The organism is Exiguobacterium sp. AT1b (assembly GCF_000023045.1).
Lineage (GTDB): Bacteria > Bacillota > Bacilli > Exiguobacteriales > Exiguobacteriaceae > Exiguobacterium.
This window is the reverse complement of record NC_012673.1, coordinates 239,734-257,086: the sequence shown is the minus strand read 5'-3', so window position 1 is coordinate 257,086 and position 17,353 is coordinate 239,734. Positions and strand designations below refer to the sequence as shown.

At 49.3% G+C, this 17,353-nt stretch carries 15 protein-coding genes; 11 read left to right on the top strand and 4 right to left on the bottom strand.

The annotated features are described in order from the left end of the window. Positions 1-29: 29 nt before the first annotated feature. The 3 genes from EAT1B_RS01425 to EAT1B_RS16145 all read left to right on the top strand — a co-directional run bounded on the left by EAT1B_RS01425 (position 30) and on the right by EAT1B_RS16145 (position 3,585). Positions 30-1,223 carry a hypothetical protein gene (locus tag EAT1B_RS01425; RefSeq protein ID WP_237708258.1) on the top strand — a complete coding sequence of 398 codons (1,194 nt, stop codon included), beginning with the start codon at positions 30-32 and terminating at the stop codon, positions 1,221-1,223. Next, positions 1,220-2,521 (top strand): hypothetical protein, encoded by a 1,302-nt coding sequence (locus tag EAT1B_RS01420; protein ID WP_012726339.1) that lies wholly within the window; start codon positions 1,220-1,222, stop codon positions 2,519-2,521. Before EAT1B_RS01425 ends, EAT1B_RS01420 begins: the two co-directional genes overlap by 4 nt. Before the next feature lie 158 nt (positions 2,522-2,679). After that, a complete protein-coding gene (locus tag EAT1B_RS16145) occupies positions 2,680-3,585 on the top strand; it encodes a methyl-accepting chemotaxis protein (protein ID WP_012726338.1) in 906 nt (301 codons plus the stop codon). Positions 3,586-3,606: 21 nt separating this feature from the next. Here the strand turns inward: EAT1B_RS16145 and EAT1B_RS01410 are convergent, their stop codons facing one another. Continuing rightward, positions 3,607-4,260: a M48 family metallopeptidase gene (locus EAT1B_RS01410; RefSeq protein ID WP_012726337.1), complete on the bottom strand. Its 654-nt coding sequence runs from the start codon at positions 4,258-4,260 to the stop codon at positions 3,607-3,609. Between the two features lie 115 nt (positions 4,261-4,375). Here EAT1B_RS01410 and EAT1B_RS01405 point away from each other — a divergent pair, with 115 nt between their 5' ends. From EAT1B_RS01405 to EAT1B_RS01395, 3 genes are read left to right on the top strand one after another with little or no spacing between them, the layout of a single operon-like run. Next, on the top strand, positions 4,376-5,548 hold the full coding sequence (locus tag EAT1B_RS01405) for a MalY/PatB family protein (protein WP_012726336.1): 1,173 nt from the start codon (positions 4,376-4,378) through the stop codon (positions 5,546-5,548). A 55-nt stretch (positions 5,549-5,603) separates the two neighbouring features. Beyond that, the gene (locus EAT1B_RS01400) at positions 5,604-6,815 is read left to right on the top strand and encodes a hypothetical protein (RefSeq protein WP_012726335.1); all 1,212 of its coding nucleotides are present in this window, start codon (positions 5,604-5,606) and stop codon (positions 6,813-6,815) included. Then, the gene (locus tag EAT1B_RS01395; RefSeq protein WP_012726334.1) at positions 6,812-7,951 is read left to right on the top strand and encodes a hypothetical protein; all 1,140 of its coding nucleotides are present in this window, start codon (positions 6,812-6,814) and stop codon (positions 7,949-7,951) included. The genes EAT1B_RS01400 and EAT1B_RS01395 overlap by 4 nt, the downstream gene beginning before the upstream one ends. Positions 7,952-8,013: 62 nt before the next feature. Here EAT1B_RS01395 and EAT1B_RS01390 read toward each other — a convergent pair whose 3' ends face one another. Both EAT1B_RS01390 and EAT1B_RS01385 read right to left on the bottom strand, forming a co-directional pair. Continuing rightward, positions 8,014-9,027: a tyrosine-type recombinase/integrase gene (locus tag EAT1B_RS01390; RefSeq protein WP_012726333.1), complete on the bottom strand. Its 1,014-nt coding sequence runs from the start codon at positions 9,025-9,027 to the stop codon at positions 8,014-8,016. Between the two features lie 15 nt (positions 9,028-9,042). Next, positions 9,043-10,086, bottom strand: a complete 1,044-nt coding sequence (locus EAT1B_RS01385; protein WP_012726332.1) for a GGDEF domain-containing protein — start codon at positions 10,084-10,086, stop codon at positions 9,043-9,045. Between the two features lie 340 nt (positions 10,087-10,426). Here EAT1B_RS01385 and EAT1B_RS01380 point away from each other — a divergent pair, with 340 nt between their 5' ends. From EAT1B_RS01380 to parC, 3 genes are all read left to right on the top strand, one after another. Beyond that, positions 10,427-10,831, top strand: coding sequence for a CoA-binding protein (locus EAT1B_RS01380; protein ID WP_012726331.1), 405 nt, complete (start codon positions 10,427-10,429; stop codon positions 10,829-10,831). A 126-nt stretch (positions 10,832-10,957) separates the two neighbouring features. Further along, a complete protein-coding gene (gene parE / locus EAT1B_RS01375) occupies positions 10,958-12,925 on the top strand; it encodes a DNA topoisomerase IV subunit B (protein ID WP_012726330.1) in 1,968 nt (655 codons plus the stop codon). A gap of 2 nt (positions 12,926-12,927) precedes the next feature. Further along, the gene (gene parC / locus EAT1B_RS01370; RefSeq protein WP_012726329.1) at positions 12,928-15,333 is read left to right on the top strand and encodes a DNA topoisomerase IV subunit A; all 2,406 of its coding nucleotides are present in this window, start codon (positions 12,928-12,930) and stop codon (positions 15,331-15,333) included. Between the two features lie 32 nt (positions 15,334-15,365). Here the strand turns inward: parC and EAT1B_RS01365 are convergent, their stop codons facing one another. Next, on the bottom strand, positions 15,366-15,878 hold the full coding sequence (locus EAT1B_RS01365) for a DinB family protein (protein ID WP_012726328.1): 513 nt from the start codon (positions 15,876-15,878) through the stop codon (positions 15,366-15,368). A 124-nt stretch (positions 15,879-16,002) separates the two neighbouring features. On the opposite strand from EAT1B_RS01365, the gene EAT1B_RS01360 reads away from it, so the two are divergent. Together EAT1B_RS01360 and EAT1B_RS01355 are read left to right on the top strand one after the other, a co-directional pair. After that, positions 16,003-16,620: an NUDIX hydrolase gene (locus tag EAT1B_RS01360; RefSeq protein ID WP_012726327.1), complete on the top strand. Its 618-nt coding sequence runs from the start codon at positions 16,003-16,005 to the stop codon at positions 16,618-16,620. A gap of 11 nt (positions 16,621-16,631) precedes the next feature. Continuing rightward, entirely contained in the window at positions 16,632-17,345 is a 714-nt protein-coding gene (locus EAT1B_RS01355; RefSeq protein WP_012726326.1) for an MBL fold metallo-hydrolase, read from the top strand. Positions 17,346-17,353 lie beyond the last annotated feature (8 nt).

Below are 17,353 nucleotides of genomic sequence, written 5' to 3'. Positions count from 1 at the left end.
GTTTATTGACAGGTTGTGATGATGAACAGATGGATGTCGTAAAGCTAGACTACCTCCCGGAACACTGGAATGTGAAAGATCTTCAATCAGGTCATATGGATGCCAAGTCGGTGATGTGGACTCCTGATTTACTCGATGCGTGTTCCGGGAATGCAATCTCACGAATCGAAGAGGACGTCACCGTCTATCGCTCGTATGAATTGAATCGAAAATTCGACGATGCATATAAAATCGTGATGTATATGGAAGGAGATCAACCATACACCGTTTGCTATGACAGCGCTTCTGAACAAATCAGGGCGGAAGAGATAGATGAATTCCCTTACTTCGTTCATACAGAAGAAGGAACCGACATCTTGAGTACGCCAACGATTCGCACGGGTACACATGAAGAATTGAAACAAATGGAACAGAAAGACGAAGGTCATTTCTATCCTATGTCTGTCTCTCTCCTCGAAGGGACAATGATTCATGTGACACCCCCATTATATGGCCAGATCGATTTAACGATTGGAGATCAACGGGGATTTTTCCCACTTTCTCATTTAGACCCGTTTAATGCCCAATCGGAAGAAGTGGGAATCGCGCTCGGGTATGACGAACAATCGAAAGAAGCGTATTTTTACTATGAGAAAAATGATGGATTGACGACCATACTTCCTTTAGTCGTGTGGAATGAAAAAGAGCATAAACACGAGCCGATTCAATTCGAAGGGCTACAAGTAGAACAGGTACTTCGGGAAGACATTCTTGAACCGGGTGTCAAGATGCCTCTCTACACGTTCTCCTTCATTGAAGATGGGAAACGTGTGAATGAGGAAATCAGTTTAACTTATTTGAATGATGAATTTTCGACACATGATCCTGTTCAAAACGCTAGCCATTCAAATGGTCCATTCGTTTATGTTCATGAGAAGCCATTAAACGGTGCGCTCGATATTCAGTACCCAAACGTGCTAATGGCTGAAGAGAACGACATATCAGATCTGATGAATGAAATTGATGACGCAATACCTGTCAAACGTGCTGGAGATGTGACTGACTATTCGCGTCTTACGATCGTCGATGGTTGGGGTGCTCAAGAATTTCAGTTAAGTTTCAAGGAACGATCTCAAAAAATCGATGTTTATCTGACGGACCTGCTTCGCGATCAAACATTCAAACTATCAAGCAAAGGAGCGGAACGATTCTTGGATCTATTTCCGGAGGTGAAAGAGTCATGATGAAACGAATGCTATTGATGTTAAGCACAGTCGGGATTTTGTCGGGTTGTGCTGGAGAACAGATGGATGTCGTAAAGTTGGACTATATGCCTGAGCAATGGAACGTGGGCGATTTATATGCGAATCAGATGGATGCGGACTCGGAGACGTGGTCGACTGCAATTCTCGGCGCTTGTACGGGTGAACCGCTCACTCAGATCGAGGGGGATGTAACGGTTTTCAATTCATATGCGGTGAATCGGAAAGTCATGATATCAGATTATGATCCGAGCTCATATAAATTGGTGACTTTCTTGAAAGGAAAAGAAAACTACACCATTTGCTATGACGGAGACTATTCCAACATGAAATTAGGGAAGATTGATGAACTACCGGACTTCCTTGATTTATCAGCAGGTATCGAAGTTCCGAACGTCCCGAAAATGAAAGCGGGTACGAAAGAGGAAGAAGAAGTCGCAGAACAGAGTGACCCATCAGAGTACCTGGGGATGCCCATCAACCTGTTCAAAGACACGATGGTTCATTTGACTTCTCCCTTGAATGGAGCGATTGCATTGACAGTTGGTGATCAGGATGGAATCTTTCCCATTTCAACCATTGAACCATATAATGCGCAAATGGGAACCGCAAAGATTGCACTCGGATATAATGACAAATTGGAAGCCGCTCACTTCTACTTCGAAACTACGAATGGAACGACATCCATTCAACCGTTCCTTGTATGGGATGAGAAAGACAGCGCACATGTCCCCATCCAGTTCGAAGGATTAAAAGTCGAACGGGTCCTTCAGACGGATACATTAGAGCCGGGGGTTAAGACACCGCTTTACATCTTCTCATACATGAAAAATGGGAAACGTGTGAAAGAAGAAGTCAGCTTGACGTACACGAAGGGCGAGTTTGCCACGAATGAGTCCATTAAAGAATCCACTGAAGCAGGACTCATAGCAAATCCTTCCGTTCCACGCGGTCCGTTCTTCTTTCTCCATAAAAAACCGTTAGATGTGGAGGCCACATTGAATTATCCGGATACATTACGTGCGGCTGGCACCGACATGTCTGATTTGATGAACGCATTTAAGGAGGCAGAACCGGTTGATCGAGCTGGAGAAGTGGGAGACTATCCCTTTCTCACCATCATCGACGGATGGAAAGGGCAAGAGTTTCAGTTAAGCTTCAAGAAACGGTCTAAAAAAGTAGATGTCTATGTGACGGATGAAACACGAAACCAAACGTTCAAACTGAGCAGTGCAGGGGCGGAAACGTTTTTCTCCTATTTCCCTGATTTAAATGAGTGAAAGGCGCCAATCGGCGTCTTTTTATTTGGTAAATACTTCAAAACCAAGATATTGACCTTCTGTATAAAAAGAGAGTAATGATATGTTATGGGATACGTTACACTGAAATTCACGATTTAGTACGAACATCCTAAGAATAAGAAAGGTTGCTATCTATAATGAGTACTTTGAACCAAAAAAGAATTCAATCTGCAGACGTTTTTCAATCCATTGAAACGAATATGGCGATGATTCGATTCGATCGTCAACGCCGGGTCGTCGATGTGAACGATACGTTTGCGAAAGCAATGAAATATAGACGCGAGGAGATGATTGGCATGCAGCATCACTTGTTCTGCCCTTCTTCCTTTGTCAATAGTCCAGAGTATTCGGCATTTTGGGAGAAATTATGGAATGGTTTCAGTTTCTCGGATAAAGTGGAGCGTGAGAATGCAAAAGGGGAAACCATTTGGCTCGAGGCGACGTATATGCCGATTTTTGAAGGAGATGATGTCATCGGTGTCGTCAAGATCGCATCGGACATCACCGCACGGCAACAAGTGATTGAGGATTATGCGTATCGCTTTAAATCGATGACCGATGTGCTCGACGAACGGGCGAAGACAGGCATGCAAGACACGAAAGTATTGAATGAAACGATTGAAAAGCTTGCAAAAGATGCCGCGGACAACCTCCATGCCCTTCAGAACTTGCGTCGTCAAGCCGATGACATCGCGAAAATTGCCTCGTCGATCAAAGAGATTGCCGCACAAACGAATCTGTTGTCCCTGAATGCTGCCATCGAAGCGGCACGAGCAGGTGAACACGGGCTTGGATTTAATGTGGTTGCGACTGAGGTCCGCAACCTCTCCCGTATGGTTGAACGTGCGGTCATCGACGTCAACTCGAACACGGAAGGGATGAACGTCGAGCTTCGGAAAATTGTAGAAGGTGTCACTGCGTCCAATCAAGAGATTCAGTTAAGTGCAAAAACGATGGAACAGACGATGGAGCGATTCCATACGTTCGAGCAGGCAGCAGCCGAGTTACATGATACGGCCGACACGTTTACATCCAACCTGTGAACCGATTGACCCTACACAGGGTCAGTCGGTTTTTTTGAGTCGTAACGTATGTCCGTGTCGTTTCAACCAATCTTTCGCTGTAGCGGTATTCGGATAGATCGTTTGTAACGTGCTCCAAAAAGAAGGGGAGTGATCGAAGTGAACGAGATGCACCCATTCGTGAGCGATGACGTAGTCCATCATCTCTTTTGGCGCCAGCATGAGGCGGACATTGATGGAGATGGTTCCGTTCGAACTACATGATCCCCACCGTGTCTTTTGATGACCAACTCGAATCTTTTTCGCTTTAACATCCAATAATTTTTCGTAAATCGGTGCCTGGTTGATTACATATTCAAGCGCGCGTTCACGTAGCCATGCCTCATAATGTTTAGTCAGGGCGTTTTCGTCCCATCTCCTCGGAACGAAAAATGAGGAGCCGTCAAATCGGAGAGTCGTGCCATCATCTATCTTGGTCGGATAGTTTTTCCCATGAAAAACGAGCCCCTTATCGAGAACGGACGTCTGTCGAGGGAGCTTTTGCGATATCTCATGAATCCATGTGTCGTGCTCTTCTAGTATGCGATCGACGACTCGTTTAGACAAACGTGCTGGAATACGTAGCTCGATGCCGTTTGGCGTGACATAAAATGCGGCTTTTTTTCTTCGTTTGTTGCGAATGACGGTAACACGCATTGACGTGCCTCCTTTCTTATCTCGATCGAGTATAACGAAGTCGGCAAGAAACTGCTATGCTTTTTTGGCACGCAGTCGAATCAACTTTGATACAGTAAGAGGAGGAGGGATGAACATGAAATCAATTTTACAACAACAACTTGTACGTAAAGGTACGAATTCGGTGAAATGGGATGGGCTGGAACGATGGTTCCGTTTATCTGAGGATGTGTTACCGCTTTGGGTAGCGGATATCGATATCCGGACTGCCCCGTCCATCTCCGAGGCGCTCGCCGCAAGAGCCGCTCAAGGGGAATTCGGGTATACATTGTTCGCACCTGAAGCGCAGAAGGCGGTCAGTGATTGGTACGGCCGACGTCACGATTTGATTGTAGACCCGAACCATGTGTTATTCTCTAGCGGTGTTGTACCTGCGTTGACTCATATCGTCGAGGCGTTGACTGAAGTCGGAGATGGCGTCGTCATCCAGTCACCTGTCTATCCACCATTCCATGAACTCGTTGTCGGCTCCAAACGACAAGTGTTCGATGCCCCGTTGAAAAAAACTGACGAACGCTACGAGATGGATTTTGTCGCACTCGAGGAAGCGATGAAGCAAGCGAAACTCTTCTTACTCTGTTCCCCACATAATCCAGTTGGACGTGTCTGGACGAGAGCGGAACTAGAGAAGGTCGTAGCACTCGCGAATCAATATGAGGTGATCCTCGTCGCTGACGAGATTCATGCAGACTTGACGTTCCCGTCTCATCAACATACCGCAATCGGCACACTCGACCCACGTGTCATCACGGTGAGTGCGCCATCAAAAGCATTTAACATCGCCGGATTATTTGCGTCCTACATCATTTGTCCGGTCGATGAGTGGCGGAAGCAAATCACGAAAGTACAGAACAAACATCATGTGCTCCCGACACCGTTCGCAAACACGGCTATCATCGCCGCGTATACCGATAACCGCGCGGAACGTTGGCTCGACCAGTTGCGAGAAGAATTGGAGCAACAAATGAATGACGTGATCGATTCCATCGAATCAAACCTCCCGATGCTCCATACGACCCGTCCGGAAGCGAGTTATCTGCTTTGGCTCGATTTCTCGGAGTTACCGATGTCTGCCGAGGAGCGGAAGTCATGGCTTCATCATGAGGTTCGGATCTTCTTGTCACCGGGTGGTCCGTTCGGTCCTCAAGGTGAAGCGTTCGAACGGATGAATATCGGGACTCGTCGTGAACTGTTGGACGAGGCGATTCATCGGCTGAGCGCGCAAATGAAGCGAAAAGCGTTTGTGTAAAACGAGAATCGGGAAAAATTCACAATGAGATGATGAAAGAAAGTGAGTGGATGGGATGGAGACGATCAACTGGAAGAAAAAGATGGAGGAACAGTTAAGGCGTAGCGGCTTCACCTTGCAAGTCGAAAACATGTCCAATATCCGCTTGACTGAGATTCATGCGAGTTCTTCTCCGTTGATCTCTTATCCGCTCCGAGTTCGTCTATATGAGCGGATGGGTTGGCTCATGTGTACGGTCGATTCGCCAACGCTCGATCGGAGTGAAGATCATCCATTATTTGAACGCATGGTGACCGCCGTCTTTGAACGAATTGTGCGTCACCTGTATAACGGGTATGGTTTTCACATTTTGACGTTCATCGGAGATACCGGAAATTACATCGCCCCAAAAGATTCGGAGACAGGAGAGGTCGTACGCCTCGTCGCCCACCTTTGGAATGACCGTTCGTACATTCATCTCGACACTTTCGAGGAGTATCCCGCCTTATACGTGACTCCACCGTGGGCACATCAAGCCTATGCCATCGAAAGCACAGACGATGAGTGGGTCATCTACGCGGGAAGAGGGGGGAGGCCGTCGACCGATTATCGTGCTGACGGCGTCGAATTGAAACCTCATCGTCTATCGGATGGTGAGCTCTTCTTCCCGGTCGATCGGATTTCGAAAGAGAAAGGAACCCTCGCCCTGGCCGAATGGCTTCGACTCGAAAGACGAGAAGTCGAGGACTTTATGATGTCCTTCATGCAGACGATCCGGAAGTTTGATCCGTCGTTTGGATTCGCATGGGGCGGAACGGAAACATTTTTTCATGGTGTACCGGTTGAACCGTACGCGCAGGTGCTCAGGCTTGAAAGTGGGAAACGTCGCTATCGCGTCATGAACAACACGGCAAAACGACTATTTGCCGTCTCGGACGACCCGAACAAGTGTCTGAAGGAAGTGAGTCGAACACTAGGGACGATCACGCTCCCTGAACGGCGTGTCTCAGCCCTCGGCCAATTGATCATGGGGATCTGGCAACAGTTTGAAACCGATGAGGAAACATACATTCAAGAAGTCGCGTTTCGTGACATCTCCAAATTCCAAATGGAAGAAAAGATCGGGCATGCCCTCGCGAATCAACAACGGATTCGCTGGATTGATAAGAACCATCCGCATCAGGATGTGATCGAATATGCTCATCTACGGATCACGTTCCCGAAACGACCACCTGGGCTTGTTACAGTCGAACCCGCTGAATCCGGACAAGAGAGAGGTGCTTTATGAGAATCGTTGACGCACGAGCCGTGCCAATCGATCATGAAGATGTGATCGCCGTTACCCCTACCTCGGTCTACTATCGAGAGAAGAGAGATCGCACGACATTCTCGCTCTATCGCTTTGACGAAGAGGATGGCGTGATTACACAATTGAACCGGAGGGAGTACGCGGATTACGGTTATCCTAAGCTATTCGTCGATGGAGACATCGTCTACTTTATAAATGAGGTCCCGGACGGTGAAGGGGTGGTCAAGACAGAACTGATCGCCTTCTCCTATAAGGCGGGCACCGAAGAAGTGGTCACGACGTTTGAGAAGCGTGGGAATAGCACATTGTTCTGGGTACTGGATCATCGTTACTTCCTCTTTTTGACGGCGTTTGAATCATCGGATGAGGCGTGGCTCTTTGATCGGGTGACCAATCAACGTGAGCGTATTCGGGATGAGCGTCTCGTCGGTAAGACGGAACGTTTCCGAGAATTGTATTTGTTCACGACCACATTTGATGGTGTTCCATACATCGTCTGCAACGCGAGACTCGATGAGTTTGACTATTACAATGCACTCGATGATGGGCGCATCTCTCCTGACGACCCGATTGACCATTCCGAGGCACTCTTGATTTGCCCACTCGAAGAGGCGGTCGAGGCGATATGGGATCAACGGGATGAATTGCCATTCGATGATATTCTCCGTCTCCAAGGGGAAGGGGACACGGTCCAATATCTAGGAGAAAATGAAGGGACGCTTCGATTCTCCGCGTTTGTTGACGCGTTGAATGAGGAGGTCATCTATGATTTGACGGCTCCCGATGTCTTGCATGAAGTATCGGTCGTCGATTGGGGTGCTTATGAACCGATTGATTTCACTTACGACGATATAAGTTCGACGATTTTCATCAAAGTTGATGAGACGGATATGCACTCGGAAGTCATCGACCTCGCAACCGGTGCGCGTTATATCGACGTGGAACCGTTCGAACGCGTCATCGGTCGCCGCTATCTCGTCCATGAATATACGGAAGGACTTACGAGCGGAGTCGTGATCTTCGATTTAGAATCGGAAGAACGTCTCACTTATGACAATGCCTATTTTATGGTCATCGATGATGCCATTTTGATTTTGTCAATGTCCAACACATAAATATAACCACCACCCATTATATAGGTGGTGGTTATATTTGGATATATAGTTTACATAACATATTATTGTAAACCTGATATTGCGTGTTTTTTTCGTTCATCTCCGATATGGGCATAGACTTGTGTCGTTGCCACAGATTCATGCCCGAGAAGCTGTTGTATCGTGAGCACATCGACCCCACCCATGGCGAGACGTGAAGCGAACGTGTGACGGAGTTTATGTGGCGTTACCTGTTTATGGCTCAAAAACGGCAGGTAAGGCTTTAAGCGGTCAATATGGCCTTTCAACATATGCTGAACCGTCCGTACAGCGATTCGTTGTCCCTTCTCATTTTGGAACACCGCACCTTCGCTCGACGTGTGGCGATACTCAGAGAGGAGCGGAAGAAGTGGCCCTGCGATGGGGATCAAGCGTTCCTTGTCGCCTTTACCGATGACTCGAATCGTTCCGGTCTCAAGGTTGATGTCGGACCAATTGAGTCCGACGAGCTCGGATACGCGCATTCCTGTCAGTCCGAGTAACTGTATGATCAAAAAGTCTCGCGCGCGATTCATTTCGTACCAACTTGCCTCGCGATTCGTCATGCCGACATTGGACCGTACGAGCGTCGAGAAATCGAGCCACTCCGATTCCGTCAAATAGACGGGGTTCCGTTTGCCGCGTTTCGGACGTTCTACGGTTTGAAAAGGATTCACCGTTGCCTGATTGGTCTCGATTAAGTAATTGAAGAGTGACTGTAACGTTGAAAGCTTCCGATTGATGACGCTCGGAGCGTTTTCGAGCTCGAGGGCAAGATAAGTCGCATACGCTTCTGCTCCGGCATGGTCAATCTCTGTGAATGATGGCAAGTCAATCGTTTCAGGTTCTAACTCCGTTCCACTCACAAGCTCGACCCAACGAAAGAAATCTAAAACGTCATACACATAGCGCTGGGCCGTCTGTTTGGAATAATGCTTCGCTGCTAAATGATGAAAAAACTGTTGGATGAATGCGGGTAGTCGGTGCAACCCGTTCAACTCGAAGCGTTTCGTCGTCGTCGGTGTCTGCCGCTGTCCAAGTTGACGGAAAATACTCATAGAATGCCCCTTTCTTCATGTAGTTCTCACTTGATTCTTTCCGCTACGCTTCCCTTCACGAAGGAAGTTGTCCGCTTCTTTGACGATCTCTTCGACCGTATCGTGACCAACACGAACCGCAAGTCCGAATGTCATTGTGACATGAAGACGTTCTCCTGCGTAATGGAGAGGGGTCGACTCGATTTGTTGTCTCAACTGCTCGACGATTGGAAGGAAGTCACCGGACGGACTCGATAGGTAGACCAGAAACTCCTCTCCTCCCCAGCGGACGGCCATGCCGTCGATATCGGATAAGATGGAGGCCACTTGTTGAAGCACCCGGTCCCCACAATCATGACCGTACGTCTCGTTAAACGATTTGAATCGATCGATGTCACCGAGAACGATTGCATACGGAACGCCTTCATGAGCGGCTTTGTCGATTGCTTTAGAAACGTGTTCATGCCCAACTTTTCGGTTCAATAGTCCGGTCAATCCATCTGTAGACGCTAGGATTTGCAATCGCTCATTGGATCGTTCGAGTTCATCTGTCACTTCGACAACGGCTGACTCGAAGATGAAGGAGAGCCCTGCGATCATCACCACGGTCGATAGGATGCAAAAGAGCCCGAGCGCTTGTTCCACCTGAATCGGTAGGGTCTCGATGCCATCGGACACATAGATGAATAGAAGGCTATAAATCAACATCGCGATGGCCGTGGTCAAGATGCGTTGGCCTCTGGATACGCTTGGCATGAAAAAGACACCATAGGCCATCATGAGGATGAAATAATGCATGTTGATCTCCCAACCGAGAATGACGGTCGAGATGACGGCGTTGTAAACGACTTCGATAAAAAGTCCGGTAAAGAAGATGCCGTACCACCGTCTATGTACAAAGTAGAATGAAATCGTGTAATAGATCACACTCAAGCCATTTGATAGGAATAAGAGAGTCATATCCAAACGATAAAACAAGATGCAAAATAGGAAGTGGACCAACCAGGCGATGACATTGCCGTAAAAAGTAATCCGTTCGTTATATAGTGTCCCTCGACGAGTTTCATAGGTTGTTCCCATCACACACCTCCTTTCTTTTAGTATAACGAAACAATGATTAAATTTGTATAGAAGTCCGTAAAATGACCTTAAAAAACGTCCTAATTTCGTATGTATCGTTGCGTGAAATAGATATTTCACGCAATGTTCATGAGTTACATGATTGTTTCTGAATCGAGTGGTTAATCGACCGATGAGTTTTACCGCAAAATAAAAGGTAGACAATAATTTGTTATGTAAACCATATTGGTTTGTCTTGAAATTGTAATGTTGGGTCATTATACCTTATGATGAAAATAGGACTTGAAACAGGAAGGAAGGTAACGTTACACTGTAAACGTAAACCAAAGGGGGATTTTGGATGGATGATCAGCGTTTGAAGCAACTTTTGTCTGAAGCGAAGACCATTGCGGTCGTCGGCGTGTCCGACAACCCGAACAAGACGGCCAACCAGATCGCAGAGTATTTACTCCGTGTCGGCTATACCGTCATCCCCGTCAACCCGATGCTCGAGGAGTGGAACGGACGCAAAGCGTATCCGTCCGTCGAGAGCATCCCGGGTAGAATCGATATCGTCGACGTGTTCCGTCGCAGCGAATTTTTAGCAGGTGTCGCGGAAGATGCGGTACGACATGGGGATGTCGGGCTCGTCTTCAATCAGCTCGGTCTCTCAAGTCCTGAGGCGGAGAAAATCGTACGCGATGCCGGACTCGACTACGTCGAGAATCGCTGCCTGTACGTGGAACATGCTCGTCTACTCGGATAAGACCTACCTCCTTGGTAGGTCTCCTTTTTTTCAGCGATGGCTGACAAGGGAGGCTTGCCAGAATCGATGAACAGCTATACAATAAGAAAGAAAAACGAACGTGTGTTCGAAATTGAGGTGACTGCTATGTCAACAGATCTATTTAATTACAATGAAGACGCCATCCAGGTGCTCGAAGGACTCACGGCCGTACGGAAACGTCCGGGGATGTACATCGGGTCAACCGACCATCGCGGACTTCACCATCTCGTCTATGAGATCGTCGACAACGCGATCGATGAGGCACTCGCAGGCTTTGGCGGTCAAATCGATGTGACGATTCATAAAAATGATGCCATCACGGTCCGTGACCACGGGCGTGGGATGCCGACAGGAATGCACGCCTCTGGAAAGCCTACCCCAGAAGTCATCTTCACGGTCCTCCACGCCGGCGGGAAGTTCGGCCAAGGCGGCTACAAGACGTCGGGTGGACTTCACGGCGTCGGCGCCTCAGTCGTCAACGCCCTCTCGAGCAAGGTCGTCGTGACGATTCACCGTGACGGCAAAGTGTTTGAACAGACTTTCGCGGATGGCGGTGTGCCTCAAACGACACTGATTGAGACAGGCAAGACACGCCAGACGGGCACGAGCGTCTATTTCAAACCGGATGCGACCATCTTCTCGACGACGACATATAACCATGACACGCTCGCCGAACGCCTCCGTGAATCGGCCTTCCTCTTAAAAGGATTGACGATCACGCTCACAGACGAGCGTACGGAGAAACAAGAGACGTTCCATTACGAGGAAGGAATCGCCGAGTTCGTCCAATATTTGAACGACGACAAGGCGACGCTTCATCCGATCGTCTATTTCGAAGGGACAGAGAACGAGATCGAGATCGAACTCGCGTTTCAGTTCACGGATGCCTATTCCGAAAATGTGCTCTCGTTCGTCAACAACGTCCGGACACGCGATGGTGGAACGCACGAGGTCGGTGCCAAAACGGCGATGACCCGGATCATGAATGAGTATGCCCGTAAGAACGGACTGCTCAAAGAGAAGGATAAGAACCTAGACGGCGGTGATGTCCGTGAAGGACTCACGCTCATCGTCTCGGTACGGATTCCGGAGGAGTTCCTCCAGTTCGAGGGGCAGACGAAATCGAAGCTTGGTTCCCCGGAGGCGCGTGCGAGTGCCGATAGCGTCATGGCGAAGCAACTGACGATCTTCTTAGAAGAGAACCCACAGATGGCGACAATGCTCATCAAGAAGGCGATTCGTGCGGCTCAGGCTCGCGAGGCGGCTCGAAAGGCCCGTGAAGAGGCACGTAACGGGAAGAAAAAGAAACGTTCGAGCATCTTGAACGGGAAATTGACGCCGGCGACGTCGAAGAATGCCGCCAAGAACGAACTGTTCCTCGTCGAGGGTGATTCGGCCGGTGGTTCCGCCAAACAAGGGCGCGACCGTACGTTCCAAGCCATCCTCCCACTACGCGGGAAGGTCATCAACTCAGAGAAGTCGAAACTTCAGGACATCATGAAAAACGAAGAGATTAACACGATCATCCACGCGATCGGTGCCGGGGTCGGTCATGATTTCGACTTGGATGACTGCAACTTCGATAAGATCATCATCATGACGGATGCCGATACGGACGGTGCGCATATCCAAGTGCTCCTTCTCACTTTCTTCTTCCGTTATATGCGACCGCTCGTCGAGGCGGGCCGTGTGTTCGTCGCCTTGCCACCGCTCTATCGCATCTCAAAAGGGAAAGGCAAGTCCGAACAGTTCGACTATGCCTGGGACGAAGATGCGCTCGAGAAGCTCGTCAAAGTGTATAAGAAAGGCTATATCCTCCAACGCTACAAGGGTCTCGGTGAGATGAACGCGGACCAGTTATGGGAGACGACGATGAATCCGGATACCCGTACGCTCATCCGTGTCACGGTGGACGACGCGGCTGTCGCGGACAAGCGTGTATCGGTCTTGATGGGTGACAACGTCACGCATCGCCGTGAGTGGATCGAGGAGAACGTCGCCTTCGGACTCCAGGAAGATGATTCGATCATCGCCAATGAACATGTGACTAAAGCGATTGAGGAAGTGATGTAACGATGTCGACGATTCAACACATTTTAAACCTATCTCTCGAACAGGTCGTCGGTGACCGGTTCGGGCGTTACTCAAAATATATCATTCAAGACCGTGCCTTACCGGACGCTCGTGACGGACTTAAGCCCGTACAACGCCGGATTCTATATGCAATGCACCATGAGGGAAATACGAACGATAAGCCTTACCGGAAGTCCGCCAAGACGGTCGGGAACGTCATCGGGAACTATCACCCGCACGGTGACTCGTCCGTCTATGAGGCGATGGTACGCCTCTCACAAGACTGGAAACTCCGGTATCCGCTCATCGATATGCATGGGAACAATGGGTCGATGGACGGTGACCCAGCAGCGGCCATGCGTTATACGGAAGCCCGTCTCTCGAAGATTGCCGGTGTCATGCTGACGTCGATTGCGAAAAATACGGTCGATTACACGCCGAACTTTGATGATTCTACGGAAGAACCGCTCGTCTTGCCGTCGCTCCTTCCGAACCTTCTCATGAACGGAACGACAGGGATTTCGGCCGGTTATGCGACGGAAATCCCACCGCATAACTTGACAGAAGTCCTCAACCTCGCCATCGCACGCTTGAAGGGCCAGGTCGATATCGCTAAAGATGCGCTCGAGTATGTCACAGGTCCTGACTTCCCGACCGGGGGGACGGTCATGGGTAAAGACGGTATCCTAAAGGCGTTCGAGACCGGTAAAGGGAAGGTCATCATCCGGGCGAAGTCCGAGATTGAGCAATTAAAAGGTGGCCGTGAACAGATCACGATCACAGAACTTCCGTATGAAGTGAATAAGGCGAACCTCGTCAAAAAGATGGAAGAGCTCCGCCTCGATAAAAAGGTCGAAGGCGTCGCAGAAGTCCGTGACGAAACAGATCGGACGGGACTTCGGGTCGTCATCGAATTGAAGAAAGAGGCCGACGCAGAAGGTGTGCTTCACTTCTTTTTGAAGCATACGGACTTGCAACTCGCCTATAACTATAATATGGTCTCCATCGTGAACCGGACGCCGAAGCAGATGGGAATCATCCCGATCATCGATGCTTACTTGAAGCATGTCGAAGAGGTCGTGACGCGCAGGACGACGTTCGAACTCGAGCAGGCGAAGAAACGTGCTGAAATCGTCGATGCCTTAGAACAAGCCATCTCGGTCCTCGATGAGACACTCGAATTGATCCGTTCCGCCAAAGACAAGGCGGACGCGAAGAAGAAACTGATGGAGCGGTTCTCATTCACGGAACGACAAGCCGAAGCCGTCGTCATGCTCCAATTGTATCGACTCACGAATACGGACATCGTCGAGTTGCAAAAAGAAGCAAAGGCGCTCCAAAAAGAGATTGCCCGCCTCTCAAACATCCTCGATGTGGACGCGACAAAACGGAAGTTGATCGTGAAAGAACTTACGGCATTGCGTGACGAGTTCGGAGATGACCGTCGTTCGGTCATCGAGTCGGAAGTTGAGGAATTAAAACTGAAGACGGAAGTTATGATTGCTGTCGAAGAGACGATGGTATTCGTCAGCCGTGACGGGTACGTCAAACGTGCCTCGATGCGTTCGTATGGAGCGTCGAGTGACGTTTTACCGGAGATGAAAGAAAAGGATCGTCCACTCCTTACGACACAAGCCATGACGACGGACCACTTGCTCGTCTGGACGAACAAGGGCAGCTACCTCCTCATCCCGGTCCATCAGATTCCAGAATCGAAGTGGAAGGATGCCGGACAACACGTGGCCAACCTCGTTCCGATTGAAGGGGAACAGGTTATCTCGGCAGACGTCGTCTCGACGTTTGATACGGACGCCCATTGCCTCTTCGTGACGAAAGACGGGATGGTCAAACGTACACCGTTGCGCGACTACGACGCGCAGCGGAAATCGAAACCACTCATGGCCTTGAAGCTGAAAGGTGACGACGAGGTCGTCTTCGCCGGGATCAGTGACGGTCCAGGGCAGTTGTTCCTTGTTTCAGAGCGTGGATACGGGCTCTGGTTCAAAGAGGATGATGTCCCTGTCGTCGGACAGCGGGCAGCCGGTGTGAAGGCGATGAACCTGAAAGACGGTGACCTCGTCGCCGATGCCTTCTCCTTCTTCACGCCACCATTATTCGTTCTCGTGACGCAACGGGGAGCGGTCAAGAAGATGAAGCTCGAGGACCAGTTCGACTGTACGAACCGCAACCTTCGGGGGACGATGCTCATTCGTGAGGTCAAATCAAAACCGCACCAAATCCGTCGTGTGCTTCCGGTGCATGGGGATGAGACGCTTCATATCGTCGGAAAAGAAAAAGCAAAACAAGTAAAGACAAAAACCCTTACGCTACTCGATCGCTATGCCAACGGCTCTTTCGTCTTTGACGAAGACTCGTTCGGTGAAATCGAGGACGTGTATCTCGATTAATCAAAAGACCTGTGATTTGGCTGATTCGCCGTTCACAGGTCTTTTTGTCGTAGCCATGTCTCTAGATCGTGTTGTTGTCGTCGATGGTGCCGCGTGTGCATCTCGATGAGGTTGAACCATTCTCTCGCATTCAGCCAGCCGAACCCACCGTGAAGCGTCTTTCGATTGTCATCAGCATCGTTCAAACGGGATTCCAACGTATCCATCTTTGAGATTAAGATGGTCATGCGTTCTCGCAATCGATCTTTCGAGTCAGTATTGTTCGGTGGTTGATTCATCTCAGGTGGGAGCTCGATTTTTATCGCTGGAAAGTCTCCCCGTTCGAACAACTTTTCTCCAAAAGACGTCTTCTCTCCACCGAGTTCACCCTCACCACGTAGGCAGCGGTCGGCCTCTTCTAAATACTCCTCTGCGACCAAAATGAGATGGTCAAACATTTGGCCAATGGACCAGATGCTCGGGGCATGCTTGTATCGCAAATCGGACATGGTATAACGTGCGAGATCTTTTCTGAATCTGATTAATTCATAGCGTATCCTCAACATCTCACCTCCATTTTCTTTTAGTATACGTGATTGAAAACTGATGTCAGAGAATGTGAGTTATGAAAAGGAAGAATGCATCAATTTGCCGAAAAAGACATGTAGGACAAAAGATAGGGGGATCTATATGTCTCAATGGCTGACGTGGGCGAAACGGATTCAGGCGCTGTCTCAGGCCGGTCTGACGTTCACGCGTGATCAATATGACCGAGAACGGTACGAAGAGTTACAAGAAATCGTAAGAGAGATGTATGAACGGCACTCGGACTTATCGAACGAGGCCATCTTACAACTCGTTCATGTGGACGGTTATCCGACTCCGAAACTTGATGTGCGAGGCGTCATCTTCAAAGATGACCGAATCCTGCTCGTGAAGGAGCGGTCAGATGGGTTGTGGACCTTACCCGGCGGTTTCTGTGAAGTGAATCGCTCTACTGCCTCGAATATCATCAAAGAAGTAGAGGAAGAGGCTGGCCTGGATGTGATTCCAGTACGGTTGCTCGCCTTGTTCGATATGCATGAACATCCACACCCACCTCTCTCGGAGCATTATTACAAACTTTTCATCGAGTGTGCACTGATTGGTGACGGGGAGGGGAGCGCCGGCGTGGAGACGAGTGACGTCGGTTTCTTTGAACGAGACGATTTACCTGATCTCTCCCTTGCCCGCAATACGATCGAACAGATTCATATGTGCTTTGACGCACATTGGCAAGAAGAAGACTGGACCACTTTATTCGACTAGGAGGCTCAATGATGCAAGTAAGACGATATGGACATATCCATCAACTGACCTTTTACGCTCCCGTACTGCCAATCAACGTTCAACTGTTTGAGCATGAGCTCGGACTCGTCTTGATCGACACGGCGCTGGAGCGGAACGCGACCGATATCCTATCGTATATCGCCGAACTCGACAAGCCACTCCTCGCAATATTGTTAACGCATGCTCATGGGGATCATATCGGTGGGGTAGACGCGATCAAAGCAGAACATCCGCTCGCTGAACTCTTCATCTCCCGACGTGATGCCCGCCTCTTATCGGGAGATCGGTCGCTAGAAGAAGAAGAGCAGAACAAGATTCGTGGTTCTTTGCCGACGATTCGTTCTACACCGGATGCGGTACTAGATATTGGTGAGCGGTTATTCGGTTTACGTGTTCTCGATGCAGCGGGTCATACACCAGGGTCGATTGCGTACTATGACGAGGTAAATCGGGTATTATTTGCAGGTGACGCTTTTCAAACTCAGGGAGGGGCAGCGGTGGCGGGAGATGTTCGGCCGTTATTCCCATTACCAGGACTCGCGACATGGAATCGGTCCGTTGCCGTCGAGAGCGCGGAGCGCCTAGTGGACTTGTCACCACTCCTTACCTTCGTAGGGCATGGTCCGCCACTCAAAGGGACACACCGGCTCTATTTGGCGTTGAAACGGGCGAAACGGAAGCAGGCGAGAAAGTTTATCCGTTAACGGGAGGG

What these genes read in the sequence shown, in the direction of transcription:
- EAT1B_RS01385 (WP_012726332.1), bottom strand. Translation starts at nt 10,086, where the DNA reads ATGGGAACAACCTATGAAACTCGTCGAGGGACACTATATAACGAACGG.
- EAT1B_RS01395 (WP_012726334.1), top strand. Translation starts at nt 6,812, where the DNA reads ATGAGAATCGTTGACGCACGAGCCGTGCCAATCGATCATGAAGATGTG.
- EAT1B_RS01355 (WP_012726326.1), top strand. Translation starts at nt 16,632, where the DNA reads ATGCAAGTAAGACGATATGGACATATCCATCAACTGACCTTTTACGCT.
- EAT1B_RS01380 (WP_012726331.1), top strand. Translation starts at nt 10,427, where the DNA reads ATGGATGATCAGCGTTTGAAGCAACTTTTGTCTGAAGCGAAGACCATT.
- EAT1B_RS01360 (WP_012726327.1), top strand. Translation starts at nt 16,003, where the DNA reads ATGTCTCAATGGCTGACGTGGGCGAAACGGATTCAGGCGCTGTCTCAG.
- EAT1B_RS01425 (WP_237708258.1), top strand. Translation starts at nt 30, where the DNA reads ATGGATGTCGTAAAGCTAGACTACCTCCCGGAACACTGGAATGTGAAA.
- EAT1B_RS01420 (WP_012726339.1), top strand. Translation starts at nt 1,220, where the DNA reads ATGATGAAACGAATGCTATTGATGTTAAGCACAGTCGGGATTTTGTCG.
- EAT1B_RS01390 (WP_012726333.1), bottom strand. Translation starts at nt 9,027, where the DNA reads ATGAGTATTTTCCGTCAACTTGGACAGCGGCAGACACCGACGACGACG.
- EAT1B_RS16145 (WP_012726338.1), top strand. Translation starts at nt 2,680, where the DNA reads ATGAGTACTTTGAACCAAAAAAGAATTCAATCTGCAGACGTTTTTCAA.
- EAT1B_RS01365 (WP_012726328.1), bottom strand. Translation starts at nt 15,878, where the DNA reads ATGTTGAGGATACGCTATGAATTAATCAGATTCAGAAAAGATCTCGCA.
- EAT1B_RS01405 (WP_012726336.1), top strand. Translation starts at nt 4,376, where the DNA reads ATGAAATCAATTTTACAACAACAACTTGTACGTAAAGGTACGAATTCG.
- parC (WP_012726329.1), top strand. Translation starts at nt 12,928, where the DNA reads ATGTCGACGATTCAACACATTTTAAACCTATCTCTCGAACAGGTCGTC.
- parE (WP_012726330.1), top strand. Translation starts at nt 10,958, where the DNA reads ATGTCAACAGATCTATTTAATTACAATGAAGACGCCATCCAGGTGCTC.
- EAT1B_RS01410 (WP_012726337.1), bottom strand. Translation starts at nt 4,260, where the DNA reads ATGCGTGTTACCGTCATTCGCAACAAACGAAGAAAAAAAGCCGCATTT.
- EAT1B_RS01400 (WP_012726335.1), top strand. Translation starts at nt 5,604, where the DNA reads ATGGAGACGATCAACTGGAAGAAAAAGATGGAGGAACAGTTAAGGCGT.